The following is a 23384-nucleotide window of genomic DNA, read 5'->3' on the forward strand; positions in this document are numbered from 1 at the left end:
AACCAATATATTATGTTTTATAATTACGAAAGAATACATTCTAAATTTCTAAAACCACCAATTTCACAAATAAAAATTTAAAACTGTCTATCCAAAAGTGGTCCAGTATTTAGGGCTAACCACCATCATCTTTATTTGCATAAAAGTTTCCATAACTCATAATATTTCTCATTCAAACTACTCTATTAGTTAATCCGGCTTCTTGATTTAAATTTGAAGCATGTTTAATAGCAGTTTGTGTTATTAAAATAGTATTGTGTTCATCTATTAATTTTTGATTTAATCAATCCATTGCTGTTCTTGCTTTATCATCATAAAAATAAATTGTTTGTTCAAAATTTTCAAAATTATCTATTAATCCTAAAATTTCATTTACATAAGCATTAATTTTTTCATTTTCATTTATAAAATCATTTGGAGTAACTACTAATTCACAAATAATATAAGCATCATAATAACCAGTATTATTATATTCTTTAAAACCAACTATCATAAATACAGTATGGTCTTTATGTCCAGTTGCTCAATCAACACCAACTGAATAAAAATCAAACTTATACATATCTTTTTCTTGATTATAAAATTGTTTTAAATCGTATAATTGTCAATATTTTACAGTTTTTTGAAATGGAAAAATTGTTGCATCACTATCTAAAAATTCAAAACCATAAAAAACAGTATTAAATTCATCGGGATTACTTTTTTTCATTTCTAATAATGTTCTTTTTTGAATGTCTGGTAATTTATTTCAAAATGGTTGAATAGTAAATCTTAATATAAATAAACCTAAACCACTAAACATTTCTTTATTTTCATAATAAACTTTACCAACTTTTTTAAGATTTTCCATAATTTTATCATTTAATGGTAAAAATGGCGTGCAATACTTTAAATAAAATGGATGGTATTTATCATATGGATTACATGTAAAAGTAATGAAAAAACTTTTATAAAAATAACGAGTAATCTTTTGTCCAAAAGTAGTACTATATATATTTTTATCAATAAATGTTCAACTTCACTTTTTAATAGGTTCATTTGATACTTTAATACGATTACTTCTAAACATAGAGTTTTGTAAACGTTCATATCGATATGTTAATTGCTTTTCAGTTAATGTTTCTTTTTCTTCTGCCATAATAATTTCATCTGTTCTTGAACCTAAAAAACTTGAACCACCTGCTTCTTTTCCAAAAATCTTATTACCATTAGCATAACCAATAAACTCAATTTGTTGATTACTNCAAGCACTAGTTGAAAATATTGGTTGCTTTACTGAAACTAATATTAAACAAATTTTAAAAAAATGATTGGTGATAGAACCTATAACATTGATATGTATACAAAAATGGTTAATTTTAAATGCTATCAAATAAATACTGCCATCCAGTTATTATAAATTAAAATTAAAATTTTAAAAAAAATTAAAAATAAAACAAAAGTTATTAAAGTAAACTTTAATAAGAGTTTTTGTGTTATAAAAGTAAGTATTATTGTTGACTAATATTTTTCAAGTGTTAAGATTAACATACAATTGCATATTGAAGTCAAAATTATTCTCGTCTAACTTTATAATTTTAAGACAAATTTGAATATTATTGACAACATCGGTATGCTCCCAATTTTAATTATAAACGATATGTTCCTTTACTTATTGATGGTTGATTTCTTAAGTCTGTACTTATTCATTGATTATTAATTTGTTCTATGTTATCTTGAATTGATAGTTTATTTTGATTTTCATTTTTAAATATTTTTTGACAAATAGCTAAACAAAATAAATCACGACACTTAGATTCCATTTCCTCATAATTAAAAAATTTAGCAAAAGTATTTTTTTCTATTTCTGTACCATCACCACTACCTTTATAAGTTATATTTAAATCTAAATTCATATCTGTTAAATCTATATAAAAAATATTTCATTTTTTTGTACTTGATTTATTTCCATAATATGTATTACAATAATTAATTTTATCTTTTTTATCTATAATATCAATACCAGTTTCTTCTCACATTTCATTAATAACAGTTTGGATAAGTTCATATTTTTCTAAACCACCTGTAATAGTAGCCCAAGTAGGCTCTTCACTATATAATGTATTTAATTCTTTAACCAATAAAAAATAATATTTATTTTCTTTAATAACATAAGGCAATATAGCAACTCCTTGATTATTACATCAAGGCTCTTCAACACCATACATAAAACCAACTTTAATAAGTTTAATAAACTCTTCTTTTTTTTCTTCTCTTCTTTCTTTTTGAAATTTTTTTGAAATTTGATATTCATGTTGTTCAGCAACAAAATTTGCTAGTTCAGAATAGTTTCTTAATTCATATTTAATAAATAAATTATCGATACTTATATCTAATGCTTTTTCATTATTAAAAGTTTTTAAGCAATTATCATTTTTTAAATTATTAAAATATTTTTTGAAAATTTCATTTTGTTCTTTCATTCAATTAACTTTATTAATATTAAGTATAATTTTTTCTAATTTTTCTTTTTTGTTTTTAATAATTTGTTGTTTCTTAGATATTTTTAATTTTGATTGAATTAGTGATTGTTTTCGAAATATTTTTTTTGAATTCATGATATTAAACTCCTCTTTTTCTATAATTTTACTTCTAAATTGTACTGATTTTTTATTATTTTTACAAGTATGCTTTTAAATAGAAAATAACCCCTAAATTAAAGGCGTTTATTTTGTAATACCTATACTATTAATTATATTGAAATTGTTTATTATATTTTAAATATGAAAGTTGTTTTTTAAATATTTTTTATTTTATTTAAAATTACACTTATATATGTATATAATAAACAAGTAAATTAATATTTTTAAAATATTTACAATAAATTTAGATTTTTTAAAAAATAGTTAGGAGAATAATATGGATTTTAATTATAAATGAACTTATAAAGAACAATATCCTAAAATTGATAATTTAATTTTAGAACATATAACAAAGAAATGAGAAAAATGAGATTGAAGAATAAAAAATACAAGAGATAAAAAGAAATATAAAATTGTTGACTATCAATATCGAACAAGAAAAACATTATATGGAATGGTAACATATAAAAGAAGAATTTATGAATATTTTAATGAAGAATTACAAGAATGAATTCGTGTTTGTTTAGTTGATGAAATACTACAATTACCTAAATATAAAAGAATTGGTGAAGATATTGAAGATACTATTATTGAAAATTTTGCAGATGGAAAAAGATATCGTGATATTTGTGTTATTTGTAAAAAAGCAGGCATTAGTGTTAGTAGTGTTCATAGAGTTTTTAAAAATTTTGAAATAGTTGAAGCAAATCCAGTAAAAGTAAAATTAGAAAAAAATCAACCTATTTTTGTAGCAATTGATGATGGTCATCGAAAATTTTGAAATTTTAAACGTAAAGGTACAAAACATTCTATGCGATTAATAGTAACATATACAGATAATATTAATCACAAAGTACAAAATAAAAGAGTAAAAGCAATTATTAGACCAACAAAAACAAAAATTGGAGTTAAAAAAACTGCTGAATTTGTTAAAGAACATTGTCAAAAATTTTACGAAAACATTGAACAAGCAAAAATTATTATTTGTGGTGATAGTGCAGGATGAATTAAAGAAGTTGCTGATTATTTAAGTACACAGTTTGTTTTAGATAAATTCCATTTAATTAGAACATTATATCTTGGTATAATGGCTGGAAATAAAGGAAAATATTTAAAAGAATATAATTATTGCAAAAATTTAATTAATAATGGTCAATATGAAAAATTAATTGAATATTTATATAAAGAATTAGATAATCATAAAAAATTAAAGAAAAAATATTTTAAAAATAATAAACAAGGTATTGAAAATCAAAGTGCAAAGTGAAATATTGGTTGTTATACTGAAACAAATATTTGACATGTTTTAAAAGAAATGCTTGGTAATAGAACATATAATATTTTAATTTATATTAAAATGGTTATTTTTAAATGTAATAAGATAAATACAGAAATACAATTATTATAGATTAAAATTGAATTTTTTTTTAAAATCAAAATAAAATAAAATTTATTAAATGTGTTTTAATAAGAATTTTTGTTGTGTATAAATATTAAATTTATTTTTTAATTTTTTAGTAATTTTTAAAAATAAGTATTTTAGTTGCATTTAAGTTAAAAAAATTATATTATTTAAATACAATTTCATAAAAATCCAAATTATTTCTTGTCTGAAATATAATAAGACTACATGAATTAATTTATTCCGGATTTTTGACAATCTCCCGACTATATTTATTTAAATTGATTTTTATTTCTGGTAAAGAAACTATTTTAACACCATAATTTGATGTTAAAATGGTAACATTATTTATTGATTTAATGTAATTAATGTTTAAAATCAAACCAGTATCAATATTAAACATATTTTAACTATAACCTAACTCTTTTAATTTTCTAGGATTATTTCTTCAATCAGGTATTACTTTTACAAAAGTTTTCAATATAATATGAGAATCAAAAATACTTTCTAAATCTGTTCTAGCTCTTATTCCAATTTCTTTAATCATACTACCTCCTTTACCAATAATAATTCCTTTTTGTGAGTCTCGTTCAACAACAATAACAGCATTAATATCAGTAATATTAGTATTTGGATTATAATTAATACTTTCAATTAATACTGCTACACTATAAGGAATTTCTTCTTCTGTTAAATTTAAAATTTTTTCACGAATAATTTCCTTAATTAAATTATTATCTAAAACATCATCATTATTTTCAATTAAATAATTCTTTTCACCAATTGGTAAATACTCATATAGTTTTTTCAATAATATATCTAAGTTCATTTCTTTTATAGCAGAAATTGGAATTATTTCTTTAAATGGTAATAAATCTTTTCACTCATTAATTTTATCCATTAATTTTTCTTTTGTTACTAAATCAACCTTAGTTAATAAAAGTAGAATAGTTGTATTTACCCTTTCTGATAATAATTTAATAATATGTTTATCGCTATTTCCAATGTATTCATTACATGGCGCTAATAAACAAATAATGTTAGTTTCTTTAGTGGCACGGTTAGCATCGCGATTCATCATTCGTCCAAGTTGGTTATTATGTTTATGAATGCCGGGAGTATCAAAAAATATGATTTGCATATCATCACTATTATAAATACCTTGAATTTGATTTCTAGTTGTTTGTGGTTTATTAGACACAATTGCCTTTTTTTCTTGAAGAATGGTATTTAATAAAGTTGATTTTCCAACATTACTTCTACCAATAAAACTAACAAAACCTGATTTAAAATTATTAGTCATAAATTAATTCCCTTTCAATGAACTTGGTTTAAACGCTAAAGGTAATAAGTCTTTTACTAATATTTTACAAATTGTTTTAGTATTATTATTTTCATTTTTATTACTAATATAAACAGGGCATGTTTCTGGCATAATTTCAATCATAAATTGACGACACATACCACAAGGAGAACCAACCGTTTCACTATCAGTAATTAAAAATAGACTAGTAATATCTTCTTTTTTATAACCTTGAGCAATAACTTGTGACAAAGCTGCTCTTTCTGCACAAATACCTACTGAGTATGCAGCATTTTCAACATTTACTCCTAACACTTCTTTACTATTTTTCAAAATTACTATTGCAGCAACTCTAAATAAAGAATAAGGCGCATAAGCATTTTTTTGTATTACTTTTGCTTTTTTCAATAATACTAATAAATCTATATCTTGTTCCATTATACCACTCCTTATTTTCTAGTAATACCAAGAATATTTAAAATTTCATCTTGTAAATCAAACATAACCTTTTCTTCTACACTATTTTGATGATCATATCCTAATGTATGAAGTAATCCATGAATAAAAAGAAATGATAATTCTCTAATTAAACTATGACCATATTCTTGTGCTTGCGCTACTGCCTTTGAATAACAAATATAAACATCGCCTAAATCTCTAATATCAATATTAATATTTGGAAAATCATCATCATTATTTCCAAATGATAAAACATCAGGAACATAATCTTTATGACGATACATTTTATTTAATTCAATACTAGTCTGTTCGTCATTAAAAATAACAGCAATACACCATGTAATTTTCTGTTTTAACTTAATAGCTACTGCATTTAAAATATTTTCTGATAAAATATTAAAATTTTTAATGTCATAGTTATGATCATTGTAAATATTTACAATATTAATTTTGGCTGGCATTTATCTACCTAACTTCTTTTTGATTAAATTATATCAATATTTACATTTATGTTGTAATATTATTTCAAATAAATGTTAACAAACTTTCTTTACCAATAATTATTAATACCATTTGATTTAAATATGTATTAGAATTAATGTTTTCTTCAATTAAAAGTTGATTATTATCATTTCACTTTGGAAAAAAAATTGTTAAGTAACATTTATTAATAGAGAAAAAAATAGTAATTTGATTAAAACTATTAAACTTTAAACATTCTTCTCTTTTAAAATCTAATAAATAAGCAAAGTGTCCCTTATTTTCATATCTTGTCTCACTTATAAAAATAGTTTGACCATTAACAGCATAAACATGAGGAATATTAATAATTTTTAAACCTAATAAGAGTCCTAAAAAAAGAAAAATTGAACTACTTCCTAATAAATAAGTACTTTTTCTAAAAAAATCATTATTCATTACCATCTATACTTTTATAATTATTTAAATCAATTACATTTTTAAATAATTTTACTAGTGTTAAATCATGACCTGCATAAATAATAATTATTTTTTTATAATGATTTAATAATAAAGTTAATAACTTTATTATTAAATCATTATTGATGTTACTCAAAATTTCATCTAATAAAATTACTTTTCAATCATAAAAAAAATAAACTTAAGAAAATAATTATTTGTTTTTGACCTTGACTAAGATTAGCCCCATATTCTTGACAATAATAAAATGTTGTTAAACCTAAACTGCCCAAGAGATCATTAAATCCTAATTTTTGAAAATTTATTAATTTTTCTTTTGTAATATTAAATGATAAAATATTTTCTAAAACTGTACCGTTATGAATAATAGAATTTGAATGTAAATAAATACATTTTTTTTGTCAAAATTCATATGAAATATTATCTAATCCAATTTCATTATTAATTAAAATCTTACCTTTAAAAGGCACATATTTCTGAATTAATAATGATAGTAAGGTTGTTTTACCAATGCCAGAAGGACCAATAATAATATTACTTTGTTTTAATATTAAATTTAAATTACTAAAAACTACTTTATTTCTTAGATTAAAATAGCAATCTTTTAATACTATTTTATTAATTGATATTGAAAAAAATTTTTTGTTATTCTTATATTGTAATCTACAATTAATAAAAACCGGAAAGAAAATAAGACTATTACCAATATTTTGAAAAAAAGAATTAATATAAATACTAATACTAGTAATCTAGTAATAAATATTAATTGACATAGATTAATTTTACCATCAAAAATTAATATTAATGATAAATATATAGTAATAAAACTAATAATATTTTTAATAAAACTTGTTAACGAACTATTATTAATAACTAAATTATTTAATTGTCAATAATTATTAATATGTGTATTATACTTTTTAACTAATATACTTTTAATATGCAGTTGCAAATTACGAAAATAGGCATCTTCAAAACTTTTTTGACTTAAAATTATTTGTTGCTGCAAATCTAATTTGGTAACTAGTTCTTTTTTTACTAATGGTTTTTTTCATAACATTATTATAAAATTAATTAATACTGTTATAAAACCATTTAATAAATTTACTAATCAAATCATAAAATGAATCTTAATCAAAACTATGCTAACAATAACACTAGTAATAAAATTAATAATTATCTCTAAACTATTATGACAAAACATAGTTGATATGTTATTAATATCTTGATATATTTGTAAAAATCACTACCATTATATTTTTGTATTTCTATTGGTTTACTTTTAAATCATTTATTATGAAATAAATCTACTAAAAAGTTATTGAAATAAAAATAAAATTTTTGACATATTTTATTTAAAATATATTCAATTAAAATTTTTATTAAATTAATAAAAAAGAAACTTAATAATAAAATCATTGCTAACTGTAAACTATTATTTAAAATAATTTGATTAATAAAATGCTTATAAAATACTTGTGATATAAAAAAGGTAGTAACTAAAAATAAATTATTAATTATAATAATTAATGAATAATATAAATAATTTGGAATCAAAAATGGTGAAAAATTTTTAATTTTATTCATCTTTTTTTTATTACTAATAAAAAATTTATTTATTATATTAGTTGAAATAACAACATTCGTAAAAATTTTTGTAAAATCTTCAATATTTTTTCAACTAAGTTCAATATCTTCTGGATTTGCCACCAGTCATTTATTTTTTTTTCTTTTTGTAAATAACTACAAAATGAAATCCGACATTAGCATTATATATTTGAATAATTAATGGTTTAACAATTATTAGTGATTTTAATTTATCAAAATTAATATTATAAGCTTTTAATAATAAATTATAATTACTAGCCAATTGTTTTAATTCTAAAAGATTAATTCCCAATTTTGTTAAAAATATATCTTTTTTTATGTCATTAATTAATAACTTCTTCTTAAAATAAAACCTATATATCATTGCAAGACATTCCAAACCACAATCATTTTCTGTTTCTTGTTGAACAAAAGGATATTTCATATAAAAAATCACCGCCAATAATAATTAACAGTGATTACCATTTTTTCCTTTTTATTACTTACGATGTTTTTTCTTTTTAGCAGCAGCGCTTTGTTTTTCGCGTTTTTCATCACGCGCAGAAAGAAAATGTTTATGTCTTTTTTCTGCTCTTTTAGTTTCTTGGGCCTTTTTACTAAATCCTTTTAAAAGACGTTGAAACTCTTGTTCACTACTTGTTCGTTCTTCGTTTTCTTTGTTGTCTGATGATGGTGATTTTTTCACTGAATGCATTCATGTCAGCTCCTATTTTTTATTTTACTTTAACAATTATATTAGTAAATTAAAAAATTATCAATATTTTTATACAATATTAAACTTTTTATTTTAAAAAAAAATTAAAAGTAAGATTATCTTTTAAAATTTCACACTTACTAACTATTATTTAATAATACTTAATAATTTTATCATATTTTAAATGTTTATTTTTTTAATAAATAAAACAAAAAAATTATTTATAAAATAAATCTAAATGAACGATTTGATACTAAAAATGGAATAAAATTTAAATCTTCTTTAGAAAGTTTGCCAACAACGTTACGAATAGCATCATTTTTAATTTTATTTGTAATAATATGTAATTCACCACGATAATTTTGTGCTTTATTATTAAGAATAACAACATCACCTTTTTCTAATCATTGATTAGTATTGTTAGCAGGGATATCTAATTCTTGATATATAACTCGAGAAATAACACTACGAATTATATCACGTGCTAAATCAGATCTAACTTTATGAATATTTTTGTCAAAAAGAATCTGTTGTTCACTATCAGTAATATTAGAATTTAACTCAATTTTTAACGATAAATTTTTATAATCAATTTCATTTATCATTTTCAAATCATATTCTGTTAAAAACTGGTTAGCAATAATTATCATATCAATGCATAAAGCAATATAATGACGAATTTGTGTTACCAATGGTCAATCACGATGCAGTTCTAATGTTGGTAAATTATCATTATATTTTCAAGGTCCAATTTTATCTTTTCCTAATAATGTAACAAAGCTGGCAAATGGAATTTTATTAACAACGCTTTCAGATTGATTTAAACAAAAAAAGTCAATATCAGCACCGGTATATCTTTGTGGATAAAAATTATAACAACTAATAAGGTTATTAACATTAGCTTTATAAAATAATATTAAGTAGTTGATATCATTAACAACATATGAACCATTAATAAATATTTTAAAATTTAAACGATTTTGACTTAATTTTGCTTGATGCTTAATATCAATTCCTTCGTTGCAACGAATACCCGATAAACCATACATTTTAAAAAACTTTATGAAATCAAGTCGTTTATTAAGATTCAGATTAAATTCATTAATAAATTCAATATTAATATCTGCAAAAACATGCATATTATACTTTTTAGCAATTTGTGTTAATACTACTAATTTTTTTAAATTTTCATAATCTGTTTTTTTAAAACTAATTAAAGTTGTAAAAATAGTTTTAATATTATTCTTGGCTAATAATTCGGTATAATTTTTAATTTCTTCTAAATTTGCTAAATGTAAATAAACTGCAGCACCAATTTTTTTCATTTACTTCCTCCTTTACTTTTTATATATTAATTTTATCATTTTGTAACTTAATAATTTTTAATTTTTACAATAAATAATGTAAAGGATTCCTAGTTTGATAAAATAACTACTTCTACATAAAATAAGAAAATTGACTACGCTAATCTTAATTTTAATACAACTTATACATTAATAAATCTATTACTTATATTTATTCGTGTTAAATATTAACTTTATAAATATAATTATTTTTTATGCTAATATTTATTTATAATTTAATAAAAGTTGATTCCTAATATAGAAATTTATCTATATTAGGTTTTTTATTAAATTAAAATTAAAGAAAGGAAAAAGATTAAAAGATATGCCTTTAACTTATATAGAAAAAGAAAAACTATTTCAAAATGAATGAGAAAAAAGAAAAAAGAAGCATTAAAAAATATTAACAAAAAAATACCAGATGAATATTTATTAAAAATATTTGAAACTATTATAATCTTAGATAATGATACAAAAGTTAATGAGGAAAATCCTCAACAATCTCAAGAATTCGAAACGTTGGAAGAAAAACCATTACAAGATAATGATAATAAACAAGAATCAAAAAACTGAACACAATTTAAAATAGAATATCCAAATATTGCACAAATAATAAAAAATAGCAAAAATACTGGTATTAAGGTATTAATATCTTTAATTAAATTTTTTGAAATTAATAATGACCCACTTGGAATTACAGAATACATACTAATTTTAAATGAAGAACGTAAAAAAGAAAAAATGAACATTAAAGAAATTGAAGAAAAAATAAAAAATATTTGAAAAGAAATCCAAAAATTAAAAAAAGAACTATTTGTAGATGAACCATCATCATTATGATCTTGTTCTTCTGAATCAAAAGAAGAAAAAAATACTAGAGACGGTGGTTAGCCCTAAATACTGGACCACTTTTGGATAGACAGTTTTAAATTTTTATTTGTGAAATTGGTGGTTTTAGAAATTTAGAATGTATTCTTTCGTAATTATAAAACATAATATATTGGTTTACATCATTTATAGCTTCATTGAGAGAAAAATATTGATTTGAACCTTTAGGTAGTCATTCTTGAGATAAATGAGAAAATCAGTTTTCAGATATTACATTGCCACCAATATCATAAGGTTGTTTTTTGCTTAAAATTATTTGCTTATCAGCAGCTCAATTTGTGATGTCTTGACAATAAAATTCGTTGGCGTTATCTGAGTGTAAAATAACGTTTTTTACTTGGTTTCAAGAGAATTGTTGATTTATTTTTTCAAGTGCAGGAAGGATTAAATCTTGATAGGATTTGTTTGAACATGTATTATAGCTTACAATATTATTTGAATAAAAATCAATAATTACAAAAAGATATAATCAACCTTCTTTAGTATTTATTTGTTTAGTGTCCATTGATCAAATTTGATTTGAAGAGGTTGTACTTTTATAATCTTTGTTTACTTTATCCATTGTAGGTATTCACTTATTTGGATTTTTTTTGTTTTTAGGATAGTTATTTTTAGTTTGTTTTAATCCTTGAAGATTGTGATCTTTCATAATTTTTCGCATTTGTTTTGTTGATAATTCTAGATTTAAAATAATATGTTTGTATTGTTTTAATCATTCTTTAAATGCTGAAAAAATTCGTAAATAGCCATAAATTTGTCCTTTTCTTGTAAAATGAAATTCAAGTAAAAGTTGGCATAATTCTTGATATTTATGTGTACAATTACTAATTTGATTTTTTTCTTTTTTAATAGGGTTTTGTTTGTTTTTTACAAAATAATATGTTGATCGGTTTAGTTGAAGATGTTGGCAAAGATATCTAATTGAATATTGGTTTTTGCTATCATCAATAATTTGAATTTTTTGTTTGATATTTAACTTGTTAATTACTAATGCTATTTGTTTAATTTTATCCATTATTAAAATTCCTTTCATGTCAAAATTAGTGTTAATTGTATAACACAATTGTTTTTCGAATACATTCAAGTTTTTTTTAAATTAATGGTCTAGTAAAAAGGGCTAAGTAGCAAGTAGCCATTAAACATATTTGGTTTAGTTTTAGGATGGGCTATTTTATGAAATAATAAAAATTTTAGTAATAAAAAAGAAGAAGAAAAAATAAAAGAATTAGGAATTTTTAATATTTTAAATGATGAACAGAAAAAAAGTTTGTGGAATTTGTTTTAAAGTTAAAGATAATCCTGAAACTATATGTACTAATTGTTTAAAAAAATTTGAAAAATAGGACTATAAATGCTATTTTTTGTTATAATTATATTATAAAAATTAAATAAAAATATATATGAAGTAATTAATAAAGTTAATAAGTTATTTTTTCAGCAATTCTAACTTAAAGATTATATTAATTATATCATAACTTTTCGTTTTTTAAAACATATGAAAGGAGATTTTTATGTGCAAGAAGAAAAAATAAAAATAAGAACAATTTTTAATGATGCTACAAAATTAAGAGAAGCATTAGAAAATTATTTTATTCATTGTAAAGAGTTTGATGAAATACCTACTAAAGTTGGAATTTTAATTTATTTAGATATTACAGAAAATACTCTTTATAGTTGAAAACAAAAGAAAAGAAATACTTTTTTACAACAAATTAATTGAGCATATTTACAAATACGCCATATTAATACACAAAGATATTTAAAAGTAAATGCAAATAATACTGCATGATATTTAGAAAGAGCATTTGTGAAAGAATATCATTTATCTACAAAAATTGATATAAAAAGTAATGATAATACAGCCCTTATACAAGTTAATCTCGAAAATAAAGGTAAGAATAAATGTTAAGTAATTTTGGTTATTTATTAGATATTGCTAAAAGAATGTATTTAAAACAACCTTTAAATATTACTAAAATTAAACAATTAGGTAGTCGTAAATCTGGTAAAACATTTAGTGATATTGAATTTCTTGGTATTTTATTAATGTTAGATAATATTAATATTCATGCTTATTTAATTCGTAATATGTCAAAACAATTAAATGATAGTTGACAAGAATTAAAACAAATTATTAAAGCAACATATCCTAGTATTAATTTTATTATTAGTGAAACTAAAAAAACTATTGAATTTAATGGTAGTAAAATAACTTGTAAATATTTACATTCACAAGATAATAGTAATGTTAAATTAACTGGATTAGCAAGTAATTATTTATATGATTATGTAATTATATGAAGTGATGAAAGATATGAAATTACTGAAAATGATTATCAAGATTTAAAAGATGCTATTCGTGGTGCAAATCAATTATTAGAAATTGAAAGTTGTAATCCTTGAAGTATTTTAAATGAATTTATTAAAAAAACTATAAATGCTTGTCCACAAAACGAAAAACAAATTATTAATGAATATGAACAATTTACTATTATTGATAATACTATTTATCATTATCAAAATTGAAAATTAAATACTGATTTAAAAGATAGTGATAAACAACAATTATTAGAAATAGAAAAATTAGAGCCAATATCTGCAAGAGTAAGAAGTCATGGTTTAGTAGGTTATGAATCTGGTGGTATATATTCACATTTAATTCATAAGATATCACGTTTATTACAACCAAGTTATAGATTTAGTGCTGGATTAGATTATGGGTTTAAAGATGATGCTTTAGCATGTTTATTAATAGGTTTTGATTATAATTTTAAATTTGTTAATGTTATTGATTGTTTAAAAATAGAAAATAAATTAATTCGTTATGATAATAAACAATTAGCAAGATTAGTAGTTGAGTTTTATATTAAATTAGCAAAAGAAAATAATTTGTTATATGAATATGGTTTAACTGTATATTGTGATTTTAGTAATTATACATTTATAGAAATGTTAAATGATACAGCAATTAAATATAACGTTAATTCATGGCTCTATTTTAAAGATTGTGTGAAATTAAGACTTGAGTTTAGAATAGGTAAGAATGTGGCTTTAATGGCTTCAGAACGCTTAAATATTAGTATGAATGCACAAGAATTATTAGATGAATTTAGATTAGCAATATGAGATGAAAAAAGTATTAAACAAATACCTTTGCCGGGTAACGACCATTTACGAGATGCATTTGATTATGCTATAGAACCATATATTAGAAATTTAAGTGCAAATATAAATCCTTATTTTGAAAGGAAGTAACATATGAATAATCATAATACTGAAATATTAACTCCTAATTGATGTATGATAAATCTTCAAGAAATAATAGCAAATCATGCAAGTAAATTATTATGAGGTAATGGTTATACTTTAACAAGTGAACATCCAGAATATAAAAATGCTATTGAAAAATTAAAAGAATGAAATAATTTTGATAGTTTATTTTATCAAGATTGTCATATTAAATCTGGTTATGGTTATAGTATTGTTCAAATTGATAGAAGTAAAACTGGAAGAATAGCATTAAATTTTGCTCAATCATATGCTCAATCAAGAGTAGCTAGAGTATTAGAAACTGAATATAGTGCATCAACATGGTCAAGAGTACAATATGATGACCAAAGTATTTATGTTAAAACAACATATACTCCAAATCAAATAATTAGATATTTTACTAGTGATACAGTTACATTAGATGGTTTACAAGAAAAAATAAGTAAAGATTTACAATTACCATTAATTGAAAATCATAATTTAGGTATTATTCCAGTTAAATTTATGCAAAATTTACCTAAAAAGAATTTCTTTGGTGGAGTTATTGGTGATTATTATCCAGATATGACTCCAATTAAAAATTTACAAAAATTATTAAATAAAACATTTGAATCAATTGAACATGAACTTGAATGTAATATAACTCGTGTATTTTTAGATATTACTGAACAAGAAATAAATCAATCTAAAACTGCTTTTGATTTAAAAAAATTAATAGGTAAATTTATTTTACAAGCAAATTTAAGAAGTATGGGAACTACTAGTGGAACACCACCAATTGCAATATTACAAGGTAGTCCAATATTAGATAAATATGATGAATTTATACAATTTATTATTGATAAAGCATTTGAAGGTAGTGGCTATAGTCCAGTAAATGATACTACTAGTCAAAAAACTGAAGCAGAAGTATTAATTACTAATTCAAGAGATATGGAAACTACAAGAATTAAAAGAACTTTAAATCAAAGTGATTGAAATGAAATATTTCAAAGATGTTTTATATTAATGGGATTAGATGGTGATAAATCTAAATGAACATTTGAAATTAAAGAAAATACTATTACAGATAGATTAAAATCACTTGAAATTGATGAAGCAGAATTAAGATTAGGAATTACTAATATTAAAAGAATTATTGTTAAAAGATATGGTGTTAGTGAAGAAGAAGCACAACAAATTATTGATGAAAATAGAAAATATCAAAAAGAAGAAATTGAATTTAATAATACTTTTTTAGGAGAAACTAAAAATGATACCGAAAATAAATCATCAATTAATTAAAACTGTATGAAAAAGTACAGGTGAAATTGAAAAAGATTTTACACAAAATAAAGATTTACAATTTCGTGTATGTCCTTTTACCGTTATTTTAGGTGCTATAAATTCAACAGAAACAGGTTATAAACCACCAACTAGTATTCCTAATGATTATACTTCATTTAGTAAAATCTTTACTGATAGAGAAGCCATACAAGCAGTATGAGACCACTCTTATTTTCCTATTCAAAATAAAGATAATCCAGATGAAGCATATAAACAATTACAAATTGGTGATGTATTTTATGGAAATATTGTAAGTGACCAGTTAGGTATTACTTATTCAGCAACTCCTGCAAATAATGCTTTTATTCAAGAACAAGCAATTAAAAATGTAGTTATTAATATTCCAAATGAAAAAAAGAATTTTGATTTTATTAATAATATTGTTTCAAATTTATATAAGTTATATATGATTCCAGAAATTAATAAAGTTATAAATACTGATAAATCAATTAAAGTTGATAGACAATGATATATTCTTGAAGTTGCTAGTAAAACTTATAATAATGAAAATAAAGAATTGGCTTATACTCAATGTACTTTTAGTTCATTAAATGATAAATTAGCACATAGTGGATTAGCAATTAATCAATATGTGCAATTAGGTGCGCCCGGTGACCCATTTGCATTACCAGCATTAGATGAAAATAATAATATTGTTTTGGATGGTAATTATTTAACACCATTACCAGTTACTCATTGTCAAATATCTTTTTATGGTTCAGTAAAACCTATTTCAATAGCATTATGAGGTAGAGATATTGATAATAATCCTGAAAATACTAAAAAACATAAATATCGACAATATCCAAGTAAATTATTATTTCCATGACAATATCAATGTTCAACTTATGACCCAGTAAGTTTTCAAGCATTACCAGAAACTAACTATGTTTTAACTGTTCAAGGACAATCAACTATGGATGGTTATACAGAATGAAGAAAAGAAGTACTACCATTATATGATGATGGTGCAACTCAACATTATGAAGGTCATTTACTTACTAATTTAGAAAAAACTAAAAATACTAATAAAGTTGATGTATCAAATAGATTAGTAAATTATTGAGATAATAATTTTTTAAATGGTGCAGAAATTGAAGATTATAATTATGCAACTGCTGGTAATCCATATTTTCAATATTATAATAAAAATAATAAAAAATTTATTGGTAATACTCATTATAATATGAATAATAATAAATTTAAGCAGTTAAATACTATAAATGCTTTACATTATTTTATTTATAATCCTATTAGTGAAATACCTTTAACAATAAGAGAAACTATTAAAATTAATCTTAATACTATACCTATATTTGGTTCATTTATGAATGCTTTTGTTGGTGGATTAGATATTGGAGCAAAGTTAAGTAGTAATTTGTTAATTCCACAATTTAATTACATAAATGGTTTAATATCTGCTGAATTATATACTTTTTATACAAAATTATTATATTCAACACCACCTAGTGGTAATCCTATACCACTTGATATGTTTCGAAATGATACACCAGATTCAATTCAAGCAGGGTTAGGTTCAGCAAGTCATATGACATCATTTACATTTAATTTAACTGATAAATTATCAATGGCAAGGTTTGATATTAATAATCAATCATTTAATGATAATAATGTACAAGAAACAGTAAATTTAGGCCAGTTAGCTATTAAAAATAAAGATTTAGTTAATTTATTAGCAAAAGATGATATTGATACATCATTATTACAAGCACCAGATTTTACTAATACTAATATAGTAAAATGAGCAATTGATATGATTGATATTAAAGTTGTAGGTAAAAGTAATTTTAAAATAACATTTTATTCAATGCCAGATAATAGAAGTGGTGCTGTTAATGATAATTTTAGTATTTGAAGTGGTACTTATCAAACAGTTGGTAAAGCAAGTAATAATAGCAGATTAATTCAAAATACATTTATTTTAGCAAATAATACTTTTAAATTTGACCAACCATTTAATTATCCTCAAGCAATACAACCACCTCCAATAATAGAGAGAGCGCATCCTATATTTATTGATTTAAGCAATCAAAGTCAATATGGAATTAAGCTACTTAGCCCTTTTTACTAGACCATTAATTTAAAAAAAACTTGAATGTATTCGAAAAACAATTGTGTTATACAATTAACACTAATTTTGACATGAAAGGATTTTTAATAATGGATAAAATTAAACAAATAGCATTAGTAATTAACAAGTTAAATATCAAACAAAAAATTCAAATTATTGATGATAGCAAAAACCAATATTCAATTAGATATCTTTGCCAACATCTTCAACTAAACCGATCAACATATTATTTTGTAAAAAACAAACAAAACCCTATTAAAAAAGAAAAAAATCAAATTAGTAATTGTACACATAAATATCAAGAATTATGCCAACTTTTACTTGAATTTCATTTTACAAGAAAAGGACAAATTTATGGCTATTTACGAATTTTTTCAGCATTTAAAGAATGATTAAAACAATACAAACATATTATTTTAAATCTAGAATTATCAACAAAACAAATGCGAAAAATTATGAAAGATCACAATCTTCAAGGATTAAAACAAACTAAAAATAACTATCCTAAAAACAAAAAAAATCCAAATAAGTGAATACCTACAATGGATAAAGTAAACAAAGATTATAAAAGTACAACCTCTTCAAATCAAATTTGATCAATGGACACTAAACAAATAAATACTAAAGAAGGTTGATTATATCTTTTTGTAATTATTGATTTTTATTCAAATAATATTGTAAGCTATAATACATGTTCAAACAAATCCTATCAAGATTTAATCCTTCCTGCACTTGAAAAAATAAATCAACAATTCTCTTGAAACCAAGTAAAAAACGTTATTTTACACTCAGATAACGCCAACGAATTTTATTGTCAAGACATCACAAATTGAGCTGCTGATAAGCAAATAATTTTAAGCAAAAAACAACCTTATGATATTGGTGGCAATGTAATATCTGAAAACTGATTTTCTCATTTATCTCAAGAATGACTACCTAAAGGTTCAAATCAATATTTTTCTCTCAATGAAGCTATAAATGATGTAAACCAATATATTATGTTTTATAATTACGAAAGAATACATTCTAAATTTCTAAAACCACCAATTTCACAAATAAAAATTTAAAACTGTCTATCCAAAAGTGGTCCAGTATTTAGGGCTAACCACCGGTCAAAACTAGTATTTCAAGGACTATCTTCACGCTTAGTTTTACTAAATTTTTTTCTTCATTCTTGACATTCTTCAACTGTCATTCCTTTAGGGAATGTTTAGTAATCTGTGTGACTTACAAAAATAACTATGTTTAATTAATTCTAGTAAATATAATTTATATATCTAGAAAGAGTGAGTTACAGATGGCTAAAAAAGATAATCTTAATAACAATGATCCAATATCAAAAGCAGTAGATTTATTATTAGAAAATACTGAGGATTTAACAACAGTTTTTAAAGAGGGATGCTTATATAAAGAATTAACTAAACGATTGGTAGAAAAAATGTTGAATTCTGAGATGCAAAATTATTTAGGACACGAAAGAAATCAACGCAGTAATAATGACAATGTTCGTAATGGTACAACATCAAAAAAATTAATAACTCAACAAGGTAAAATTGAAATTGATGTACCAAGAGATCGCAATAGTAATTTTGAACCAGTAATAATCACAAAAAGACAGAGAAGATTTGATGGTTTTGATCAACAAGTTCTTTCACTATATGCAAAAGGTATGACTTTATCAGATATTAGAATGCAGTTGCAAGAGTTATATCATGGCGCAGATATTAGCGAAAGCGTAATTAGTCAAATTACTGATGATGTCATTGATGATGTCAAAGCATGGCAAAATCGTCCATTAGATAGTGTTTATCCAATCATTTATTTTGATTGTATCGTAGTTAAAGTACGTCAGGATAAACGTATTATTAACAAATCAGTTTATATAGCTTTAGGAGTTGATTTAGAAGGTAAAAAAGATGTTTTAGGTTTATGAATTAGTGAAAATGAAGGTGCTAAATTCTGATTAAATAATTTTACAGAAATGAAAAATCGAGGCTTAAATGATATTCTTATTGCTTGTAGTGATAATTTAACAGGCATGTCAGAGGCAATACAATCAGTTTATCCTAAAACTGAACATCAATTATGCATAGTTCATCAAATTAGAAATAGCTTAAAATATGTTTCATACAAACATCGAAAGTCTCTAGTTATCGATTTAAAGCCAATTTATACAGCATGTAGTGAAGAACAAGCAATGCAAGCTTTAGAATCATTTGAAAGTAAATGAAATAAACAATATCCACAAATTGCTAAATCTTGATATAAAAATTGAGAAAATTTAATGGTTTTTATTAGTTATCCAGCAGAAATTAAAAGGGTAATTTATACTACAAATGCTATTGAATCTGTTAATAGCCAATTACGAAAAGTTATTAGAAATAAAAAAGTTTTTCCTAATGATATGGCAGTTTTTAAAATTTTTTACTTAGCAATTGAAAATATCACAAAAAAATGAACATTGCCTATTCAAAATTGAAATACAGCAATTGCTCATTTTATGATAAAATTTGAAGACAGAATTAATCTGAACTAGTACTTTGTAAAACAAAGAAACACAGATTACTAAAAAGCCTCTTTCAAATGTTCATTTAGATTTATCACCATCTAATCCCATTAATATAAAACATCTTTGAAATATTTCATTTCAATCACTTTGATTTAAAGTTCTTTTAATTCTTGTAGTTTCCATATCTCTTGAATTAGTAATTAATACTTCTGCTTCTGTTTTTTGACTTGTAGTATCATTTACTGGACTATATCCAGCACCTTCAAATGCTTTATCAATAATAAATTGCATAAAATCTGCATATTTATCTAATATTGGATTACCTTGTAATATTGCAATTGGTGGTGTTCCACTAGTACTTCCTAAACTTCTTAAATGTGCTTGTAAAATAAATTTACCTACAAATTTTTTAAGTTCATAAGCAGAAGTTGGAGTATTAGCATCTTCTTTTTTACCTATTTGATTAATTTCTTGAGCAGTAATATCTAAAAATACACGAGTAACATTATATTCAAGTTCATGTTCAATTGATTCAAATGTTTTATTTAATAATTCTTGTAATTTTTTAATTGGTGTCATATCTGGATAATAATCACCAATAACTCCACCAAAGAAATTCTTTTTAGGTAAATTTTGCATAAATTTAACTGGAATAATACCTAAATTATGATTTTCTATTAATGGTAATTTTAAATCATCACTTATTTGTTTTTGTAAACCATCTAAAATAACAAAATCACTAGTAAAATATCTAATTATTTGATTTGGAGTATATGTTGTTTTAACATAAATACTTTGGTCATCATATTGTACTCTTGACCATGTACTAGCACTATATTCAGTTTCTAATACTCTTGCTACTCTTGATTGAGCATATGGTTGAGCAAAATTTAATGCTATTCTACCAGTTTTACTTTTATCAATTTGAACAATACTATAACCATAACCAGATTTAATATGACAATCTTGATAAAATAATGAATCAAAATTATTTCATTCTTTTAATTTTTCAATTGCCTTTTTATATTCTTCATCTTCACTTGTTAAAGTATAACCATTACCTCATAGTAATTTTGAAGCATGATTTGCTATTATTTCTTGAAGATTTATCATACATCATTTAGGAGTTAATATTTCAGTATTATGATTATTCATATCTTACTTCCTTTCAAAATAAGGATTTATATTTGCACTTAAATTTCTAATATACGGTTCTATAGCATAATCAAATGCATCTCTTAAATGGTCATTACCTGGTAATGGTATTTGTTTAATACTTTTAGGGTCTCATACAGCCAATCTAAATTCATCTAATAATAACTGAGGATTATTTTTTATGTTTATATTTAAGCGTTCTGATGCCATTAAAGCCACATTCTTACCTATTCTAAACTCAAAAGTCTTAATTTCACACAATCTTTAAAATATAGCGATGAACTGACCCTATATTTAATTGCTGTATCATTAAGCATTTCAATAAATGTATAATTACTAAAATCACAATATACAGTTAACCCATATTCATCTAAATAAACATTTTCTTTTGCTAATTTAATATAAAATTCAACTACTAATTTTGCTAATTGTTTATTATCATAACGTACTAATTTATTTTCTATTTTTAAACAATCAATAACATTAACAAAATTAAAATCATAATCAAAACCTATTAATAAACATGCTAATGCATCATCTTTAAACCCATAATCTAATCCAGCACTAAATCTATAACTTTTTTGTATTACTCTACTAATCTTAGGAAGTAAATGTGAATATATTCCACCAGATTCATAACCTACTAAACCATGACTTCTTACTCTTGCAGATATTGGGTCAAGAGTTTCTATTTCTAATAATTGTTGTTGTTTATCACTATCTTTTAAATGAGTATTTAATTTTCAATTTTGATAATGATAAATAGTATTATCTATAATAGTAAATTGTTCATATTCATTAATAATTTGTTTTTCATTTTGTGGACAAGCATTTATAGTTTTTTTAATAAATTCATTTAAAATACTTCAAGGATTACAACTTTCAATTTCTAATAATTGATTTGCACCACGAATAGCATCTTTTAAATCTTGATAATCATTTTCAGTAATTTCATATCTTTCATCACTTCATATAATTACATAATCATATAAATAATTACTTGCTAATCCAGTTAATTTAACATTACTATTATCTTGTGAATGTAAATATTTACAAGTTATTTTACTTCCATTAAATTCAATAGTTTTTTAGTTTCACTAATAATAAAATTAATACTAGGATATGTTGCTCTAATAATTTGCTTTAATTCTTGTCAACTATCATTTAATTGTTTTGACATATTACGAATTAAATAAGCATGAATATTAATATTATCTAACATTAATAAAATACCTAAGAATTCAATATCACTAAATGTTTTACCAGATTTACGACTACCTAATTGTTTAATTTTAGTAATATTTAAAGGTTGTTTTAAATACATTCTTTTAGCAATATCTAATAAATAACCAAAATTACTTAACATTTATTCTTATTCTTATTTTCAAGTTGAATTACTATAGGGTGTGTGTTATCAGTATTAATATCTATTTTTGTAGATAAATTATAGTCTTTTACATATGCTCTTTCTAAATATCAAGCAGAAGAATTAGGACTTGCTTTTAAAAATCTTTGAAGATTTAAATGTTTAATTTTTGCATATGCTCAATTAATTTGTTGTAAAAAAGTATCTTTTTGTTTCTTTTTTCACTCATTTATAGTATTTTGAGTAATATTTAAAAACATTTGCATACCTTCTTTTGTTGGTATTTCTTCATTATTAGTACAATATTCAAAATATTTTTTTATTTCTTCTTTTAAAGATTTAATATTGTACCTAATTCTTATTTTTTCTTCTTGCACATAAAAATCTCCTTTCATATGCTTTAAAAAAC

General features: G+C 22.5%; 26 protein-coding genes. 8 read left to right on the top strand and 18 right to left on the bottom strand.

From position 1 onward, the window contains the following. Positions 1-115: 115 nt before the first annotated feature. Together SPIRDC1_RS03720 and SPIRDC1_RS03725 are read right to left on the bottom strand one after the other, a co-directional pair. Positions 116-1243: terminase large subunit domain-containing protein (locus SPIRDC1_RS03720; RefSeq protein ID WP_233214975.1), on the bottom strand; the 1128-nt coding region annotated here is incomplete at its 5' end. A 385-nt stretch (positions 1244-1628) separates the two neighbouring features. Continuing rightward, positions 1629-2597, bottom strand: coding sequence for an NUDIX domain-containing protein (locus SPIRDC1_RS03725; RefSeq protein ID WP_174480609.1), 969 nt, complete (start codon positions 2595-2597; stop codon positions 1629-1631). Between the two features lie 301 nt (positions 2598-2898). On the opposite strand from SPIRDC1_RS03725, the gene SPIRDC1_RS03730 reads away from it, so the two are divergent. Beyond that, positions 2899-4029 carry an Mbov_0401 family ICE element transposase-like protein gene (locus SPIRDC1_RS03730; protein ID WP_174480610.1) on the top strand — a complete coding sequence of 377 codons (1131 nt, stop codon included), beginning with the start codon at positions 2899-2901 and terminating at the stop codon, positions 4027-4029. Positions 4030-4429: 400 nt separating this feature from the next. On the opposite strand, the gene era is transcribed toward SPIRDC1_RS03730, so the two are convergent. The 10 genes from era to SPIRDC1_RS03780 form a co-directional block, all read right to left on the bottom strand. Continuing rightward, positions 4430-5326 (bottom strand): GTPase Era, encoded by an 897-nt coding sequence (gene era / locus SPIRDC1_RS03735; protein ID WP_174480611.1) that lies wholly within the window; start codon positions 5324-5326, stop codon positions 4430-4432. 3 nt (positions 5327-5329) lie between these two features. Next, entirely contained in the window at positions 5330-5764 is a 435-nt protein-coding gene (gene cdd / locus SPIRDC1_RS03740; RefSeq protein WP_174480612.1) for a cytidine deaminase, read from the bottom strand. 11 nt (positions 5765-5775) lie between these two features. Continuing rightward, positions 5776-6246 (bottom strand): rRNA maturation RNase YbeY, encoded by a 471-nt coding sequence (gene ybeY, locus SPIRDC1_RS03745; protein ID WP_174480613.1) that lies wholly within the window; start codon positions 6244-6246, stop codon positions 5776-5778. A gap of 46 nt (positions 6247-6292) precedes the next feature. Continuing rightward, a complete protein-coding gene (locus SPIRDC1_RS03750; RefSeq protein ID WP_174480614.1) occupies positions 6293-6703 on the bottom strand; it encodes a hypothetical protein in 411 nt (136 codons plus the stop codon). After that, a complete protein-coding gene (locus SPIRDC1_RS03755) occupies positions 6696-6860 on the bottom strand; it encodes a hypothetical protein (protein WP_174480615.1) in 165 nt (54 codons plus the stop codon). The genes SPIRDC1_RS03750 and SPIRDC1_RS03755 overlap by 8 nt, the downstream gene beginning before the upstream one ends. After that, on the bottom strand, positions 6853-7473 hold the full coding sequence (locus SPIRDC1_RS10000) for an ATP-binding cassette domain-containing protein (protein ID WP_174480840.1): 621 nt from the start codon (positions 7471-7473) through the stop codon (positions 6853-6855). Before SPIRDC1_RS10000 ends, SPIRDC1_RS03755 begins: the two co-directional genes overlap by 8 nt. 433 nt (positions 7474-7906) lie before the next feature. Next, a complete protein-coding gene (locus SPIRDC1_RS03765) occupies positions 7907-8434 on the bottom strand; it encodes a hypothetical protein (protein WP_174480616.1) in 528 nt (175 codons plus the stop codon). A gap of 7 nt (positions 8435-8441) precedes the next feature. Then, positions 8442-8756, bottom strand: coding sequence for a cysteine peptidase family C39 domain-containing protein (locus SPIRDC1_RS03770; protein WP_174480617.1), 315 nt, complete (start codon positions 8754-8756; stop codon positions 8442-8444). A gap of 54 nt (positions 8757-8810) precedes the next feature. Beyond that, positions 8811-9026, bottom strand: coding sequence for a hypothetical protein (locus SPIRDC1_RS03775; protein ID WP_174480618.1), 216 nt, complete (start codon positions 9024-9026; stop codon positions 8811-8813). A gap of 221 nt (positions 9027-9247) precedes the next feature. After that, entirely contained in the window at positions 9248-10351 is a 1104-nt protein-coding gene (locus SPIRDC1_RS03780; protein WP_174480619.1) for a MupG family TIM beta-alpha barrel fold protein, read from the bottom strand. Positions 10352-10738: 387 nt separating this feature from the next. Between SPIRDC1_RS03780 and SPIRDC1_RS03785 the strand changes: the two genes are divergently transcribed. Beyond that, complete coding sequence (locus SPIRDC1_RS03785) at positions 10739-11260, top strand: hypothetical protein (protein ID WP_174480620.1); 522 nt, start codon at positions 10739-10741, stop codon at positions 11258-11260. 34 nt (positions 11261-11294) lie between these two features. On the opposite strand, the gene SPIRDC1_RS03790 is transcribed toward SPIRDC1_RS03785, so the two are convergent. Further along, on the bottom strand, positions 11295-12290 hold the full coding sequence (locus SPIRDC1_RS03790) for an IS3 family transposase (protein ID WP_174480621.1): 996 nt from the start codon (positions 12288-12290) through the stop codon (positions 11295-11297). Between the two features lie 480 nt (positions 12291-12770). Between SPIRDC1_RS03790 and SPIRDC1_RS03795 the strand changes: the two genes are divergently transcribed. The 5 genes from SPIRDC1_RS03795 to SPIRDC1_RS03815 all read left to right on the top strand — a co-directional run bounded on the left by SPIRDC1_RS03795 (position 12771) and on the right by SPIRDC1_RS03815 (position 19012). Further along, complete coding sequence (locus SPIRDC1_RS03795; protein WP_174480622.1) at positions 12771-13166, top strand: terminase small subunit; 396 nt, start codon at positions 12771-12773, stop codon at positions 13164-13166. Continuing rightward, positions 13160-14512 carry a phage terminase large subunit gene (locus SPIRDC1_RS03800; RefSeq protein WP_174480623.1) on the top strand — a complete coding sequence of 451 codons (1353 nt, stop codon included), beginning with the start codon at positions 13160-13162 and terminating at the stop codon, positions 14510-14512. The genes SPIRDC1_RS03795 and SPIRDC1_RS03800 overlap by 7 nt, the downstream gene beginning before the upstream one ends. 3 nt (positions 14513-14515) lie before the next feature. Then, entirely contained in the window at positions 14516-15811 is a 1296-nt protein-coding gene (locus SPIRDC1_RS03805) for a hypothetical protein (RefSeq protein WP_174480624.1), read from the top strand. Next, on the top strand, positions 15780-17945 hold the full coding sequence (locus SPIRDC1_RS03810) for a hypothetical protein (RefSeq protein ID WP_174480625.1): 2166 nt from the start codon (positions 15780-15782) through the stop codon (positions 17943-17945). The genes SPIRDC1_RS03805 and SPIRDC1_RS03810 overlap by 32 nt, the downstream gene beginning before the upstream one ends. A gap of 71 nt (positions 17946-18016) precedes the next feature. Beyond that, positions 18017-19012: an IS3 family transposase gene (locus tag SPIRDC1_RS03815; protein ID WP_174479968.1), complete on the top strand. Its 996-nt coding sequence runs from the start codon at positions 18017-18019 to the stop codon at positions 19010-19012. Here SPIRDC1_RS03815 and SPIRDC1_RS10235 read toward each other — a convergent pair. Further along, positions 19009-19140: a hypothetical protein gene (locus SPIRDC1_RS10235; protein ID WP_255495908.1), complete on the bottom strand. Its 132-nt coding sequence runs from the start codon at positions 19138-19140 to the stop codon at positions 19009-19011. The two genes, SPIRDC1_RS03815 and SPIRDC1_RS10235, sit on opposite strands and share 4 nt — an antisense overlap. A gap of 102 nt (positions 19141-19242) precedes the next feature. Between SPIRDC1_RS10235 and SPIRDC1_RS03820 the strand changes: the two genes are divergently transcribed. Next, complete coding sequence (locus SPIRDC1_RS03820; protein WP_174480626.1) at positions 19243-20481, top strand: IS256 family transposase; 1239 nt, start codon at positions 19243-19245, stop codon at positions 20479-20481. On the opposite strand, the gene SPIRDC1_RS03825 is transcribed toward SPIRDC1_RS03820, so the two are convergent. The 4 genes from SPIRDC1_RS03825 to SPIRDC1_RS03840 all read right to left on the bottom strand — a co-directional run bounded on the left by SPIRDC1_RS03825 (position 20374) and on the right by SPIRDC1_RS03840 (position 23352). Beyond that, a complete protein-coding gene (locus tag SPIRDC1_RS03825) occupies positions 20374-21609 on the bottom strand; it encodes a phage portal protein (protein WP_174480627.1) in 1236 nt (411 codons plus the stop codon). The two genes, SPIRDC1_RS03820 and SPIRDC1_RS03825, sit on opposite strands and share 108 nt — an antisense overlap. A 3-nt stretch (positions 21610-21612) precedes the next feature. Next, on the bottom strand, positions 21613-21819 hold the full coding sequence (locus SPIRDC1_RS03830; RefSeq protein ID WP_174480628.1) for a hypothetical protein: 207 nt from the start codon (positions 21817-21819) through the stop codon (positions 21613-21615). Positions 21820-22666: 847 nt separating this feature from the next. Next, positions 22667-22975 carry a hypothetical protein gene (locus SPIRDC1_RS03835; RefSeq protein WP_174480629.1) on the bottom strand — a complete coding sequence of 103 codons (309 nt, stop codon included), beginning with the start codon at positions 22973-22975 and terminating at the stop codon, positions 22667-22669. Further along, positions 22969-23352, bottom strand: coding sequence for a terminase small subunit (locus SPIRDC1_RS03840; protein WP_174480630.1), 384 nt, complete (start codon positions 23350-23352; stop codon positions 22969-22971). The genes SPIRDC1_RS03835 and SPIRDC1_RS03840 overlap by 7 nt, the downstream gene beginning before the upstream one ends. Positions 23353-23384 lie beyond the last annotated feature (32 nt).

This window comes from Spiroplasma endosymbiont of Danaus chrysippus (assembly GCF_902809815.1).
In the GTDB taxonomy this organism is placed as follows: domain Bacteria; phylum Bacillota_I; class Bacilli_A; order Mycoplasmatales; family VBWQ01; genus Spiroplasma_E.